Raw genomic sequence first — 13,503 nt, forward strand, 5'->3', positions numbered from 1 at the left:
GAGAGCTGCTGTCCGGGGCTACCGCCCTGCAATGCAAGCACGGTGTACTTCAAATAGTCTAATTCCTCAACCACCGCCACCTTCACCCGCACCGCATGCGGCGTTGGCCACGTACCCCGCTGGATGGCGTAGTCGTAGGAAAAGGCCGGTTCGCGCGGCTCGCGATACGGGCCACTCACATTTAAGATAGTAACGGGATTGGTCATGTTGCGCTATTGATCCACCGCTATCAATGAGGCGGCATTCGCGAGCAATGAATCGAACCTGTACGTCGTAAGTATCGATGGTCCCGATTTAATTTTCAATTACGAACGGCTCGTGGTTCATTTTCTGCCCCCTCGCTCATCCCTTATCAGCCCCGCCGGCCGGCAAACAGCCCGACCAGTTTACCTGCCGCCTCCGTGCCGTCCTTGATGCAATCGGGAATGCCGATCCCCCGATACGCTGCGCCGGCCAGGACGAGGCTCGGATAGCGGTCCAGCGATCGCTGCATCGTGTCCAAGCGATCGAGATGGCCGAGCGTATATTGCGGCATCGCGCGATCCCACCGGTTCACGTTGACATAGGAGGGCTCGGCCGTGATGCCGGCGATCGTCCGCAACTCCTCGCGCACTAGCTTTGTGAGCATCGACTCGTCCTGTTGCAAGACGGCTTCACGCCCGATGCCGCCCAGATAGCACCGCACCAGCGCCTGCGTCTGCGGCGCCCGGTGCGGCCATTTCAGCGACGTCCAGGTCGCTGCCAGCAACGGCCGACCTTCCGCCCGCGGCACGACAAAGCCGAATCCGCTCACGGCGGCGCCGAGCGCGGCGGCAGGATAGGCCAGCGAGATGGTCGCGGTGGACGCGTAGGGGATCGCGCCCAGCAGCTCTGATGCGATCGGGCTCAGCGGCCGAATTAACTCGGCCGCCACGAAGGCCGGCGTGGCCAGCACCACCGCGTCCGCCGACACGACGGAGCCGTTGCCCAGCGTGAGATCATACGCCCATTCGCTCGACCGGTTCGTGCTTGCCTGGCGCACGCGCAGCGCCGCGACCGACTGCTGCGTCATGAGTTTCGCACCCGAGGCCATTACCTTGGCCACCAGCGCCTGCGTCAGTTCCGCCAGTCCGTTTTTCAGCGTGACGAACATGGTGCGCCCGCCCGCTCCGCCGGCGGACCGGCCTAATGTAGGTGAGGCTGGACGGCTTGCCAGCATGCCGCGGATCAGACTGCCGTGTGTTCGTTCCAGTTCGAGAAAACGCGGGAACGTGGCCTTCATACTAATCTGTGTCGCATCGCCCGCATAGATGCCAGCCATCAAGGGCTCCACTACGCGCGTGAAGGCTTCACGCCCAAGACGCCGACTGAAAAACTGCGCGAGTGATTCGTCTTCGTCAGAACGGCGCGCCGGCAGGACCAAATCCAACCCCATGCGTGCGATGCCCGGCCATGAAACGAGCCCGCTCTTGAAAAACGGCCCCAGCTTGGTCGGCACGATCACGACCAGCCCCTCCGGCAGCTCGCGGAGCTTTCCGCGCGAGTAGACAAAAGTCTTTTTGTTCCGTTCGTCGGTATTGATCAGCCGGTCGGCCAGGCCGAGCTTTGTGCAGAGCTCGATGCCCGCCGGTTTTTGAGAGAGAAAGGAATCGGGGCCCGCTTCGATGAGCAGATCACCCACCCGATGCGTGACAATTTTACCGCCCCACTCGCGACCCGCTTCGATGAGCGTGCAGGTCGCAGCCACGCCGGCCGTTGCCGCCTGCTCGTAGAGGGCATAGGCGGCCGAGAGCCCCGCGATGCCGCCGCCAACAATCACAACATGTTTGGAGGGGGAAGACGACACAACGCGCCTAGCGGGCCGGCGGGGACTGATGCTGTTCGATCAGAGAGGCCAGGATATTAATCAATGGCGGCGTTGCGTTGAGCATCGCGATCCGCTCAAGGTGTATGCCCAGCTTAGTCGCGCGCTCCTTGAGTTCAATATCAATATCGTAGAGCACTTCCACATGGTCGGAAATAAATCCGATCGGCGCCATGAGCACATGCTTGTGGCCTTCCGCGGCCAGCGCATCGAGCGTCTCCTCCATCGTTGGCCCCAGCCATTTTTCGCTGGAGCGTCCCTGGCTCTGATAGGCAAACCGCGCCCTCACTTGGCCAAGCTGCTTGCAGACCGCGTCCATTGTGGCCTTGACGTGGTCGGGATAGGGATCCTTCATTTGGAGAACACGCTCCGGGAGACTGTGCGCCGTGAAGAAAATCGGCACGCGGCCCCGGACGTCGGCCGGAAACTTCTGCAACGCCTCCGTAATGTTAGCGGCAATTGCCTGGATCAACTTCGGATGGTCATGCCAGCTCTGCACAAAACTGACAGGAAACTCTGCCCCGACCGCCGCTTTGGCCTCCTCGACATTTTTGATATAGGCGCCGATGCTCATGGAGGAATATTGCGGCGCCATGCAGATGCCAATCAACTGCTCGGGCCGTTCGTTGGCCAGTTCCGCGTAGACGTCCTTGATATAGGGATGCCAGTGCCGGAAGCCGATGTGAACGCGGTACCGCGCGCCGCCTAGCCCGTTGAGTTGCTGAGTGAGTTTCGCGGCCACCTCGCGCATGATCGCGAGCACGGGCGTCTTCCCGCCAGTTGCGCGATAGCGTTCCTTGATTTCCTCGACAAGCTCTTTCGGCGTGGGCCGGCCGCCGCGCACGTCCAGTAGATAGGGCTCGACGTCATCGAGCTTGTCTGGCCCGCCCACAGCCATCAGGAGAATTGCGATCGGTTGCTGCGGTCCAGACATGGTGCTCACTCCTTCCCAGTTGTTCGCGTCGGCACGAAGCTAAGGGCGGTTGGCGTGAACGCTCCCTCATGAATTTGCCCCTGGCTTATTCCGTAACGCCTCTCGCCTGCGCGTTAGCGTTGGCTTAGTTTGTGGACGTACTCGGCGGCAGCAGCCACATGCTCGACGGGCGTGTGCTGGAGAATGCCGTGGCCGAGATTGAAAATGTGGCCGTGGCGATTGCCCGCGCGTGTGAGAATGTCCTCCACGCGCCGCTCGATTTCATGCAACGGCGCAAACAGCACGACCGGATCGAGATTGCCCTGTACCGCGACATCAGGGCCGACCCTGGCCCAGGCCTCATCTAGGTTGATACGCCAGTCCACGCCGATCACGGTGCCCCCGGCCTGCCGCTGTAATTTCAACAGAGCCGCTGTGCCGGTACCGAAATGGATCGTCGGCACGTTCTCGCGTTTTAACCCCTCGAAAATTAGCTGGACGTGCGGCAGCACATATTCGGCATAGTCGCCGGGCGAGAGGCAGCCGACCCAGCTGTCGAAGAGCTGTACGGCCTGTGCGCCGGCGCGAATCTGCCGGCGCAGATACCCCGTGATCACACGGGCCAGCTTGTCCATCAGCTTGTGCCAGGCCTCCGGCTCGCGATACATGAACTGCTTGGTCGTGATAAAGTTTCGCGAGCTGCCGCCTTCGATCGCGTAACTCGCCAGCGTAAAGGGCGCTCCCGCAAACCCGATCAGCGGGACCTTTCCCCCCAGCATCTGCTGGGCCTGAATGATCGCCTCCTCAACATAGCGCAGCTCATCGCCATCAATATGCTTCAACCGTTCCACCGCGGCACGGTCGCGAACCGGATTGGCAATGACCGGTCCCTCGCCTTCCTCGAAGCTCAGCGCAAGGCCCATCGGCTCCAGCGGCAGCAGGATGTCGGCAAAAATGATGGCGGCGTCGAGCGGAAACCGGTCGATCGGTTGCAGCGTGACCTGCGCGGCTAGTTCGGGTGTCTTGCATACCTCGAGAATCGAGTGCCTGGCTCGAATCGCCTGATATTCCTGCATGTAGCGGCCGGCCTGCCGCATGAACCACACCGGCGTGCAGTCCACCGGCTCGCGACGGCAGGCTTTGAGAAACCGATCATTCATAGCGTCGGCATATTAGCGGGGTCCTGCGGGAATATCTACTGCAAGCCGAGGGGGCACACCACGCGCTTGATCTGAGATCGCTGGACAAGCATGCCGTGATCGTAGCGCACCTGGAGATTGTGACGCCGCGGCAGTGGCCGCCCGTGAAACCGGAACGCACCGACGCAGCCACATCTCCGGACCCAACCCTCACCATTCCTCTCGCGCCCAAGGGCACGCCAGCCGGGCGGTGACGCCAGTTAGCCTCTGTTCAACCGCCAAATCTCGACATTGAGCAGCCCCGCGAAGGTGACCCAGACAAGATATGGCAGCAGCAGCGCGCCGGCCTGGGGCGACACGGTCCAAAAGGACACCACCGTCACCACAATAGCCACCCATAGTGCGACGATGTCCGCGAGCGCCCAATCCGGCCTGTGCAGGCCGAAGAACAGCCAGGTCCAGATTCCGTTGAGTGCCAGCTGTAGTGCGAACAAGCCCAGCGGCCCCAGCGCCCCTGCGACTCCTGCCTCCCGCCAGACCAACCAGCCCGCCACCGCCATCGCGGTATAAAGGACACTCCACACGGGGGCAAAAATCCAGTTTGGCGGCGTCCATGCCGGCTTGGCAAGTCGGCCATACCACGCATCGGGTCTGAAGCGGGCGCCAAACCACGCGACACCGTAGCAGGCCAACAGGAAGAGGACCAATCCTGCGACTTCTGGAATCGATGGAGACAACATAAGTTTCCTGAAATGCCTTCTAACGTGTTGATATTTATTGGTATTATTCTGCTATAACGCGATTATACTGCTACCTGTTGCTCTCTTCGCACCGCATTTCAACTCAAATGCCAGCCCTTCGTCCACATTTTTGTTCTAGAACGCTCTAGTACGCGTTCTAAATCGTTCTGTAATAACTCATAAGGTCCGCTCTTACTCCTGGCGTCTGACTCGTCCTCGGCGCTCTCCGATAAATTGATAATTATCAAATTTCGGTGCTCTGTCAAGTTTCACCCCTCCTGAGATCCTGGAAACTCGCCTCGCGCCACCGCGCTGGCTACGGTTTTCAAGAATTCCTTCGCTCGCCTCAGATTTTGAATCGCTAAACGGGCGACGCCGTTGTTGATGTAGTCCAACCGCTTTTCTTCTTCAGTTAGCGGCGCGATCTTGCGGCGCGTTGTATAAGGCATTAGGACAGACTGCTTAGCTTCTTGTATACTTGCCCCTGCTCGTGCTCTCCTAGTCTCGTCTCGGAGGTTTATCTATGAATCTTGGCTGCCTGCTTCTCGTGAGCACTCTAGTCACTGCGGGTGCGCTTCCTCGTCTCGCGTTGGCAGACGAGTCTCAGCAAGTCAAAACATACAGAGCGCAATGCGACAAAGGTGAAGGGTTAGCGTGTGCGGTTCTTGGTGAGAGGTATGAACACGGCGAAGGCGTCACACAAGACTTTACTCAAGCAGCAGCGTTCTTTCGTAAAGCGTGTGACGGGGGATATGCGGAAGGGTGTTCCAATCTGGGTGTGGCGTATGAGCACGGCGAAGGCGTGAAACAAAGCACCCCCGAGGCCCTCAACTATTACGGAAAAGCGTGCGGTATGAAGGACGAGGCAGGGTGCGAGGCGTACGCACGACTGAAGAAGAGGTGACTTACTGAGAACTTTTTAAGCGCCCTTCTGACTAAAACCGTTACTATTTCATCTCGTTATTCAGAGGGTCATCATTGACACATTGGACAGTATGATCTACACTCGGCCCTCGAATTTGGATGTCACCCTTCTCTACGATCGCCGGGGAGAGGCGTAGCACCCAGTTGCGGAATCGCGCGCAGCTGCGATATTCTTCCGATTAGGGGAGCTAAGGCCAGTCCCAGTGATCACGAGCGAAGTTCTCACCAGCTGCATGCGGCAAACTCTGCCCGATGCGGTCGTAGCCGTCACGGACCGCACCGGCACGCACGATCATTTCAACCGCAAGGTCGTCTCCGACCAGTTCAAGGGCAAGAGCCAACTGGGCATGCGGGGCAGCGACGTGCTCGGTGCTGTCATCCTGCTCGACGGGCTTTGGCCTACGCCGCCCGATGCCAGGCGGCCGACATAGTGTACCGTGACGCAACGGAAACAAGGCAGCATTGACTAATTTCACAACCAACCCCGCCGATCACAGCGGGTGCATTTAACTAAGGGGGACGCGCGCATGAAGCAGACACCTATCATCATGGCAGCATTGGCGACCATGCTGGTGACGTTTGGAGGCTACCCGCCCGGGTACGCCCAGACAGGATCCGGGAACCGGCAGATGGTACTCATCCCAAGTGGGGAATTCACGATGGGCAGCCTCGATCATGCGGATGAACCGCCCCATCAGGTTGTGCTGGACGCCTATAAGATCGACAAATTCGAGGTATCCAACAAGCAATACGGGGAGTTCATGAAGGCCAAGAACCATCCGGCTCCAGCCTACTGGGATGATCCTCGCCTCAACAAGCCGGAACAGCCAGTGGTCGGCGTGAACTGGTACGACGCCAAAGCCTATTGCGAGTCCAATGGCCTGCGCCTGCCAACGGAAGCCGAGTGGGAACACGTTGCCAAGGGCCCCAAGGGCGACTACCATTATCCGTGGGGGCACTCGTTCGATGCGAAAAAGGTAAACTACGGCCAACGGATTGGGAAAACGTCACCGGTTGATGCCCACCCCGAAGGCGCCAGCGGATTTGGCGTCTACAACATGGCTGGCAACGTATTCGAGTGGGTATCAGACTGGTACGCACCCGACTACTACAAAAAGAGCCCGGCGCTCAATCCAACGGGACCCGACATCGGACTCGATTTCGCCAAGCAGGGGCCGGTCCGGGCCCTGCGCGGCGGATCCTGGCTTGCGCCGGAAACGTCACTGCATACCAGCCATCGCTTTTGGAACCAGCCCGACAACAACTCCTATGGCGTCGGACTTGGATTCCGTTGCGCGGTCTCGGAAGGCCCCCGCACGGCTAGTGACAAAGTCAGCGCGCCAACGAATGCCGGCTCCGCGGTGAATCCCAAAGCGGTGGTGAATTCCAAGGCGGTGGTGAATCCCAAGGTGGAAGCCCGCGAAGCCTACATGGAGGCGCTAATCGCCATGGGGGCAGAGAAGCAAGCGGAGGCCACAGCGCTGATCGACAAGGCCATTAAGCTCGATCCAAAAGTCCGTGAGTATAAGGATTTGCGCGAACTGATCAAGAAAAACACTGACAAAAAGAAGTAGCGGGATCCCGTGGGGCAGGAGCGCTGCCCCCCCGCCTTCACAATTAATTAAGGGGACACTCATGCGTACAGCTTCGTATAGGACAATGGCGTTGACCGGAGCGATGGGGGCAATCCTGATGCTTACAACCGTGGCATCGGCCGCGGGACCGCAAGAACGTCAGCTGATTTCGCCGTCACAGAAGGCGCCCGAGAGCCCTGCCGTGTCAGTGCCTACTGATATGGTCTATGTGCCCTGGGGCTCATTCACCATGGGCATGGACCGACCGCCGTCCAAAGCAGTCGCGGCTAAGCCGATGACCGCCCGCGAGCGGCTGACCAAACGCTCGTGGTCGGCCGAGGCCTTTTTTGACGAGGGGCCTGCGCACACGGTTGTTCTGGATTCATATTTCTTCGACAAGTTTGAGACCTCCAATGCCCTGTTTGGTGCATTCTTAAAGGCCACGGGCCACCCTGCCCCAGCCTATTGGGATGACCCGCGCTTGAACAGGCCGGAGCAGCCGGTGGTTGGCGTGAACTATAACGATGCCAAGGCCTTCTGTGAGTGGAAAGGCAAGCGGCTGCCTACGGAAGCCGAGTGGGAAAAGGCGGCCCGTGGGCCCAAAGGGTACCGGTATCCTTGGGGCGACACTTTTGACGCGGCGAAGGCGAACTACGGGAAACAGCTCACGAGCACCCTGCCCGTAGACTCGCTGCCTGAAGGCGAAAGTTTTTACGGCGCCCGGCATATGGCCGGTAACGTGTTTGAGTGGGTGGCGGACTGGTATCATACTGATTATCTGCCCAGTATGACCGCAATGGCCAATCCGAAAGGGCCGGAGAAGGGCGCCTATATTGGGGCAACAGGGACATATATCGACCGCCTGGCAACCGGCGAAAAGCGCGTGATTCGCGGTGGATCCTGGATTGCCCCCCAGGGCAGCGTCACCACGACGCATCGCTTTTGGAATGACCAGATGAACAACAGCTATGGGGTCGGGCTCGGAGTTCGCTGCGCGCAGAACGCGCCCCAGGAGATTGACCAGCAGGTGCGGGAGGCACACGTGCGCACCTTGGTCAGCATGGGGAAGGAAGACTATGCGGCCGCCGGCCAGTCCTTGGCAGAAGGCCTGAAGCTGGATCCTACGAATGAGGACCTGCTACAGCTCCGCGAGCAGATCAGGAAAACCGCCAGTGGATCTAAGTAAGGCGCCTAGCTGTTAGGAGTGACGCCGTGCACACGCTCACAATATACAGACTGGCCGTGGGAGTGGTGTGCCTTGGCGCAGGGCTTTTTTGCCTGGCACCGTCGGCATTCGCTGACCCGGTTCTCAAGCCCGACAAGACGCTTCATTTTGAGGCCATCCAGAAAGTCCACGACGCCCAACACGAAGTGGACCATGCCTGGGAAGTCTTTCACAAGGCCGCGCTTGGAGGCACCCTCTCCTCCCCGGCTATCCAGACGGATGTGGAGCAAGCCCTGCACGAATCGCGCGGCTTGCTCGTCAAGGCACGCGAGGCGGCCAATGTCGATGACCAGAGCGCCTTGGAGTCAATTCTGAACCGCATTCACAAACTGACCGCACGAGCTATCACTGCAAGTCAGGAGCAGAAAAAATGACGTGGTGTTCGCTGAGAATACTGTGCTGCGCGATCGCAGCCGGCGCGCTCCTGATATCCCTCCCCGCTCTGGAGGCGCGTGGGCCTGAGGAACATGATGCCGTGTCCATGGTGGTTGTGCCCGCCGGGCCTTTTCTCATGGGAAGCTCTGAAGGGCAGGGACGCGCGGACGAGTGGCCGCAACGCACCGTGCATGTGGACGCCTTTGCCATCGACTCCGTTGAAGTCACTAACGCCAGGTTTCTGGCCTTCCTCGAAGCCACCGGTCATCGCCCCCCCCCGAATCCGTACGGAGAGGGCTCGCTGACGTCCGCCAAGGGCATTGAGGACCTGCCAGTTGTCCAGGTGAACTGGCACGACGCCGCTGACTACTGCCAGTGGGCTGGCAAGCGGCTGCCGACCGAGGCAGAATGGGAAAAGGCGGCCCGTGGTACGGACGGCCGCCGCTTTCCCTGGGGCAACGAGCCTCCTACCGGCAATCGCGTGAACTACGACCAGGAATGGAACGATGGAAAGGCTTTGCGCCCCGTTGGAACAACGCCGGGCGGCCAGTCACCGTACGGCGTGCACGACATGGCTGGCAACGCCCGCGAGTGGATCCGGGACTGGTATGCGCAGGACTATTACAAGCAGGCACCCGACCGCAATCCCACGGGACCGGAAAACGCTGTCCTGAAGGTCATCCGTGGAGGATCCTGGCGGAGCCCACAGGCGGATATCACAGCGCCCTCTCGCGGCCGGGGTGGCTTTGCGCTTCGGACGCACGGCACCGGCTTTCGCTGCGTCCGTGGCCCGGGCTAGTCACGGAGGCGCCTGAGGAGCCATGCGCATCGTGGTCGCAGGCGGAACAGGATTCATCGGCCGTGCGCTCTGTCGTACCCTGGCAACCACTGGCCATCAAGTGACCGTCCTGTCACGGACTCCATCTCGTGAAGCCAAGCACACTCGAGCCTCCGCGGCCGTAACTGTTGGGTGGGATGGTGCGCAGCCCGGCTCATGGGAACGCGCGCTCGAAGGCGCGGACGCTGTCGTAAATCTTGCCGGCGAACCGATCGCGAAGGCGCGATGGTCCAGCGCACGAAAGCACACGCTGCGTACGAGCCGAATCGGCACCACGCGGCTGCTAGTGCAAGCGATGAGTCGTTGCCGGAATAAACCGGGCATCCTTGTAAATGCTTCCGGGATTGGGATTTACGGACCCTGCGACGACCAGATCGTGACCGAACGCTCTCCAGCCGGCTCGGGATTCCTAGCAGAGCTTGCAAAGGACTGGGAATACGAAGCCCTACAGGCCGCCGCCTTTGGCATCCGTGTTGTCCTTCCACGTTTCGGTATGGTGCTTGCCGAGGACGGGGGCGCCCTGCCCCGCATACTGCTGCCGTTTCGCCTGTTTCTTGGCGGACCGATACAGCCCGGCACCCAGTGGGTTTCCTGGATCCACCGGCAAGACCTGATTGCACTCATCCACTGGACACTGACAACGCCTGCCATATCCGGCCCAGTGAATGCTGCTTCACCGGGCGCGGTGACCATGACGGAATTCTGTCGCACGATCGGCCAAGTATTGCAGCGACCCAACATGCTGCCCGTGCCGCTATTTGCCCTCCGATTCGTGCTGGGGGAATTGTCCACTCTCATGACAACGGGGCAGCGGGTTGCCCCTCTGGTGGCGCAGCAGACAGGATTCGTGTTCCAGTATCCCGCGTTAAGACAGGCCTTGGAACAAATTGTTCGTGCCGCTGGTCCAGAGCCGATGCCGATGCGCGCCGCGGGATAGCCCCATGAGCGGTTGAGAAGCAACACACATTGTTGGCGCAGCGGCTCTGGCGACTGCAGGTATAACTGGACGATCGGCGGCAGCCACAGAAAACCGGGCGCAGGGCACCCGTCCGGCAAACACATGACACCCCTTGGGCGCCTCTGCCGGCGGGGCCCTCTGGCCCTTTAACAGACCTTGCCGGATGGGCCAGGCTCCCCTGCCAAGATCGCAGGGGGCTCATATCAGAGGATCACTGAGACGCGCAGCATGTGTTACACTGGCACGACCCTGCCAGTGAACGGAGGAGTCCATGATGCCTACGGACAAACACCGCGGTGGACCGCCACAGCGCCCGGCGGTTATTGTGGCGGGCCTGATGACTGCCCTGCTAACGCTTGCGGGCGCGTGGACCTTGATTGGCACCCCGGCTCAAGCCTCCACGGAACAGGTGCGCCCCTATCTGAGCCGAGCTAGAATTTTCCTGTCGGCCGGCGATTATCGGCGTGCGCTGGAAGCTGCGCAGAAAGTCGTGGACGAGTCGCCCTCCGCGGAAAGCTACATCTACCTAACTTATGTTTATCAGGCGATCGACGGCTACCTAGAGTACCTCGCGAGCACGGAGCAATGGGGCGCTGTGGACCGCGTCTATATCAATCTGGCCTTCCGGAATCCGGAGGACTTGGTAGACCCGCCTGGCGGCCTTGCACGCATGGCCAAGGAAATGATCCAGACCAGCGTCCGACAGCAATCCGATTTGAGCGCGGCGATGGCTATTAAGCTGGACAAGGCTTTGGCTGAGCGGCTGTGGCAGCAGCAGGCTGCCTGGCGTACCGCCCATCCTGATCGCTGGTGGACCAGCACACCTGAAAGTTGGAATTGGTGAACGCCGGACTGACGCAACACCTCGTCGAGCTTTCCTGTCGGCCGACACGGGGGACGACAACCGACCGGAAATGCAACCGGAATCCGGCACGCCGTGCTCCGGCGCTGCGCGGGCCTGCCCCCGCTAGGGCGAGCTGCTTATTCTTATGATGCTCGGCAACGACGTTTCTTCCAACGCCTGGATGGGACAACTTCCGTATTGCTGGATGATGCCCCCCGCGCCACCGGCACTCCGGCTGATAGCCGTCTGCGCACAGGAAACGACTTTTGCATGACAACCCCACAACACCAGCCATCCGGACGAGACATCAAGACCTTGGGAGGCCTCTTTCTGATCGTCGGCACGATGGACATGGTGATCATCGCCTGGTATCCCGACTACGCGCTGAAAATTTTCGGCACCTCGCTGTCCGGCACGGCCGGCTACCTGGTTAAACTCCAGTCGCCCATTGTGCATTTTCTGATCGGGTACGGTTTCCTGTTCCTCCGGCCTTGGGCCTGGGGCCTGAGCCTGGCCTATGCCGGGTTCGGCATCGCCAGCGAATGTCTCAACCAGTATGTGCTCGGATTTAGCGTCATCCGGTCCTCGTTCATACTGACGACGCTCGCCTTCATCGGCTATCTGGTCTGGCGGCGCGCGGTATTTGACGGCCCTCCACTCCTCTCGGATAAACGCCTATCGCCGTTCAGGAAGTCCTGCTGATGCGCGGTCTCGTCTGGTTTCGAAGGGATTTGCGCGTGCACGACCATCCGGCGCTGACCACCGCCCTGGCCGAGTGTAAGGAGGTGCTCCCGCTGTTCGTGTTTGACGCCCCGCTGCTGCAGTCGCAGACGTTTGGTGCGCCCTGCGTGAATTTCTTGCTGGGGTGCCTGAAGGAGCTCGGTGATGAGTTGGACGCACGCGGGTTGCGGCTCACCTGGCGACGGGGCGATCCGGTCGAGGCAGTCGTAAAGATGGCGCGCGATGCGCGGGTTGATGTCGTGTACTGGAACCGGGATTACGAACCCTCCGCCGTCGAGCGCGACCAGGCGGTCACTCAGGCACTCGCAGCCTTTCGAATCCCCGCCCGCACCTTCAAGGATCACGTCGTGTTCGAAGCCGGCGAGATTCTCTCCGGCGCCGGTACACCCCTGCAGCGCTACGGCGCCTATCGCACACGATGGTGGGCGCAGTGGCACGCGGCGGCTCCAGCTGTCCTTCCGCCACCCGCGCGGCGGGCCCGGCCCGGCATCAAGACCCTGCTCGAGCTGCCGACACCTGATGAACTGGGCTACGCCCTGTTGCCACCGTCTTTTTCTGCCGGCGAGACCGCGGCCCGGCGCCGGCTGAGGTGGTTTCTCAACGGCCCGATCAAGGACTATGCGATCGGGCGCAACCGTCCTGCCATGGACGGCACGTCAACGCTCTCGCCACACTTTCGGTTCGGCACGCTTTCAGCCAAGAGCGCGGTACATACCGCGCTGGCTGTAGGGGCTGCTCGCGACGCCACTTGGAGGACTGGCATCAGGACCTGGGTGGACGAACTGGTCTGGCGGGATTTTTTCCAGCAGATTGTGGCGTCGTTCCCGCGCGTGGCCAACCGTTCGTTCCGCCCCAATACGGACGCGCCGCGGCCGCGCAAAGATGCCCGGTTGCTCAAAGCCTGGCAGGAGGGCCGCACCGGGTTCCCGCTCGTGGATGCCGGCATGCGGCAATTAAACCGAACCGGCTGGATGCACAACCGCGTGCGTATGGTCGTCGCGTCGTTTCTCGTGAAAGACCTGCGGCTCGATTGGCGGCAGGGCGAACGGTATTTCATGAAGCATTTGCTCGACGCCGACCTGGCGGCCAACAACGGCAACTGGCAATGGTGTGCCTCCACCGGCACCGACGCCATGCCTAGCTACCGGATCTTCAATCCCACGCTTCAGGCGAAAAAATTTGATCCCGATGGCGACTACATCCGCACCCACGTGCCGGAGTTGCGATCGCTGCCGACCAAACTGATCCACCAGCCGGAGATCATGTCCGCCGACGACCAGGACCGGTACAACTGCCGACTTGACCACGATTACCCCAGGCCCGTTGTGGATCATGCCCGCGCTCGCAACGAATACCTGCTTGGAACCCACCGGTAGCCCCGCCTTGACT

16 protein-coding genes are annotated in these 13,503 nt (G+C 60.8%); 10 read left to right on the forward strand and 6 right to left on the reverse strand.

Going from position 1 to position 13,503, the window contains the following annotated elements:
- From FJ248_07410 to FJ248_07435, 6 genes are all read right to left on the reverse strand, one after another.
- A partial coding sequence (locus FJ248_07410) for a hypothetical protein (protein ID MBM4120706.1) occupies nt 1-206 on the reverse strand: 206 nt, incomplete at its 3' end.
- Nucleotides 207-352: 146 nt separating this feature from the next.
- Nucleotides 353-1,855 (reverse strand): protoporphyrinogen oxidase, encoded by a 1,503-nt coding sequence (gene hemG, locus FJ248_07415; protein ID MBM4120707.1) that lies wholly within the window; start codon nt 1,853-1,855, stop codon nt 353-355.
- Nucleotides 1,833-2,777: a ferrochelatase gene (locus FJ248_07420; GenBank protein ID MBM4120708.1), complete on the reverse strand. Its 945-nt coding sequence runs from the start codon at nt 2,775-2,777 to the stop codon at nt 1,833-1,835. Before FJ248_07420 ends, hemG begins: the two co-directional genes overlap by 23 nt.
- A 113-nt stretch (nt 2,778-2,890) precedes the next feature.
- A complete protein-coding gene (gene hemE / locus FJ248_07425; GenBank protein ID MBM4120709.1) occupies nt 2,891-3,916 on the reverse strand; it encodes a uroporphyrinogen decarboxylase in 1,026 nt (341 codons plus the stop codon).
- A 239-nt stretch (nt 3,917-4,155) separates the two neighbouring features.
- Entirely contained in the window at nt 4,156-4,635 is a 480-nt protein-coding gene (locus FJ248_07430; GenBank protein MBM4120710.1) for a tryptophan-rich sensory protein, read from the reverse strand.
- 269 nt (nt 4,636-4,904) lie between these two features.
- A complete protein-coding gene (locus FJ248_07435) occupies nt 4,905-5,084 on the reverse strand; it encodes a hypothetical protein (GenBank protein MBM4120711.1) in 180 nt (59 codons plus the stop codon).
- 74 nt (nt 5,085-5,158) lie between these two features.
- Here FJ248_07435 and FJ248_07440 point away from each other — a divergent pair, with 74 nt between their 5' ends.
- The 10 genes from FJ248_07440 (at nt 5,159) to FJ248_07485 (ending at nt 13,490) form a co-directional block, all read left to right on the forward strand.
- On the forward strand, nt 5,159-5,539 hold the full coding sequence (locus FJ248_07440; GenBank protein ID MBM4120712.1) for a sel1 repeat family protein: 381 nt from the start codon (nt 5,159-5,161) through the stop codon (nt 5,537-5,539).
- 253 nt (nt 5,540-5,792) lie between these two features.
- Nucleotides 5,793-5,990 carry a BolA family transcriptional regulator gene (locus FJ248_07445; protein ID MBM4120713.1) on the forward strand — a complete coding sequence of 66 codons (198 nt, stop codon included), beginning with the start codon at nt 5,793-5,795 and terminating at the stop codon, nt 5,988-5,990.
- A 96-nt stretch (nt 5,991-6,086) separates the two neighbouring features.
- Nucleotides 6,087-7,133: a formylglycine-generating enzyme family protein gene (locus tag FJ248_07450; GenBank protein ID MBM4120714.1), complete on the forward strand. Its 1,047-nt coding sequence runs from the start codon at nt 6,087-6,089 to the stop codon at nt 7,131-7,133.
- A gap of 103 nt (nt 7,134-7,236) precedes the next feature.
- A complete protein-coding gene (locus tag FJ248_07455; protein ID MBM4120715.1) occupies nt 7,237-8,319 on the forward strand; it encodes a formylglycine-generating enzyme family protein in 1,083 nt (360 codons plus the stop codon).
- Between the two features lie 26 nt (nt 8,320-8,345).
- The gene (locus FJ248_07460; GenBank protein MBM4120716.1) at nt 8,346-8,732 is read left to right on the forward strand and encodes a hypothetical protein; all 387 of its coding nucleotides are present in this window, start codon (nt 8,346-8,348) and stop codon (nt 8,730-8,732) included.
- Nucleotides 8,729-9,532, forward strand: a complete 804-nt coding sequence (locus FJ248_07465; protein MBM4120717.1) for a formylglycine-generating enzyme family protein — start codon at nt 8,729-8,731, stop codon at nt 9,530-9,532. Before FJ248_07460 ends, FJ248_07465 begins: the two co-directional genes overlap by 4 nt.
- A 22-nt stretch (nt 9,533-9,554) precedes the next feature.
- Nucleotides 9,555-10,508, forward strand: a complete 954-nt coding sequence (locus FJ248_07470) for a TIGR01777 family protein (protein MBM4120718.1) — start codon at nt 9,555-9,557, stop codon at nt 10,506-10,508.
- 292 nt (nt 10,509-10,800) lie between these two features.
- On the forward strand, nt 10,801-11,373 hold the full coding sequence (locus FJ248_07475; protein MBM4120719.1) for a hypothetical protein: 573 nt from the start codon (nt 10,801-10,803) through the stop codon (nt 11,371-11,373).
- Between the two features lie 270 nt (nt 11,374-11,643).
- Nucleotides 11,644-12,075, forward strand: a complete 432-nt coding sequence (locus FJ248_07480; protein ID MBM4120720.1) for a hypothetical protein — start codon at nt 11,644-11,646, stop codon at nt 12,073-12,075.
- Complete coding sequence (locus FJ248_07485) at nt 12,075-13,490, forward strand: deoxyribodipyrimidine photo-lyase (protein MBM4120721.1); 1,416 nt, start codon at nt 12,075-12,077, stop codon at nt 13,488-13,490. The genes FJ248_07480 and FJ248_07485 overlap by 1 nt, the downstream gene beginning before the upstream one ends.
- The last annotated feature ends 13 nt before the right edge of the window (nt 13,491-13,503 follow it).

The organism is Nitrospira sp. (assembly GCA_016873435.1).
Classification (GTDB): Bacteria; Nitrospirota; Nitrospiria; order Nitrospirales; family Nitrospiraceae; genus VGXF01.

Excerpts from the sequence above, each read along its gene's own strand:
- FJ248_07420 (MBM4120708.1), bottom strand. The coding sequence starts at position 2,777 with ATGTCTGGACCGCAGCAACCGATCGCAATTCTCCTGATGGCTGTGGGC.
- hemE (MBM4120709.1), bottom strand. The coding sequence starts at position 3,916 with ATGAATGATCGGTTTCTCAAAGCCTGCCGTCGCGAGCCGGTGGACTGC.
- FJ248_07430 (MBM4120710.1), bottom strand. The coding sequence starts at position 4,635 with ATGTTGTCTCCATCGATTCCAGAAGTCGCAGGATTGGTCCTCTTCCTG.
- FJ248_07435 (MBM4120711.1), bottom strand. The coding sequence starts at position 5,084 with ATGCCTTATACAACGCGCCGCAAGATCGCGCCGCTAACTGAAGAAGAA.
- FJ248_07440 (MBM4120712.1), top strand. The coding sequence starts at position 5,159 with ATGAATCTTGGCTGCCTGCTTCTCGTGAGCACTCTAGTCACTGCGGGT.
- FJ248_07445 (MBM4120713.1), top strand. The coding sequence starts at position 5,793 with ATGCGGCAAACTCTGCCCGATGCGGTCGTAGCCGTCACGGACCGCACC.
- FJ248_07450 (MBM4120714.1), top strand. The coding sequence starts at position 6,087 with ATGAAGCAGACACCTATCATCATGGCAGCATTGGCGACCATGCTGGTG.
- FJ248_07455 (MBM4120715.1), top strand. The coding sequence starts at position 7,237 with ATGGGGGCAATCCTGATGCTTACAACCGTGGCATCGGCCGCGGGACCG.
- FJ248_07465 (MBM4120717.1), top strand. The coding sequence starts at position 8,729 with ATGACGTGGTGTTCGCTGAGAATACTGTGCTGCGCGATCGCAGCCGGC.
- FJ248_07470 (MBM4120718.1), top strand. The coding sequence starts at position 9,555 with ATGCGCATCGTGGTCGCAGGCGGAACAGGATTCATCGGCCGTGCGCTC.
- FJ248_07475 (MBM4120719.1), top strand. The coding sequence starts at position 10,801 with ATGATGCCTACGGACAAACACCGCGGTGGACCGCCACAGCGCCCGGCG.
- FJ248_07480 (MBM4120720.1), top strand. The coding sequence starts at position 11,644 with ATGACAACCCCACAACACCAGCCATCCGGACGAGACATCAAGACCTTG.
- FJ248_07485 (MBM4120721.1), top strand. The coding sequence starts at position 12,075 with ATGCGCGGTCTCGTCTGGTTTCGAAGGGATTTGCGCGTGCACGACCAT.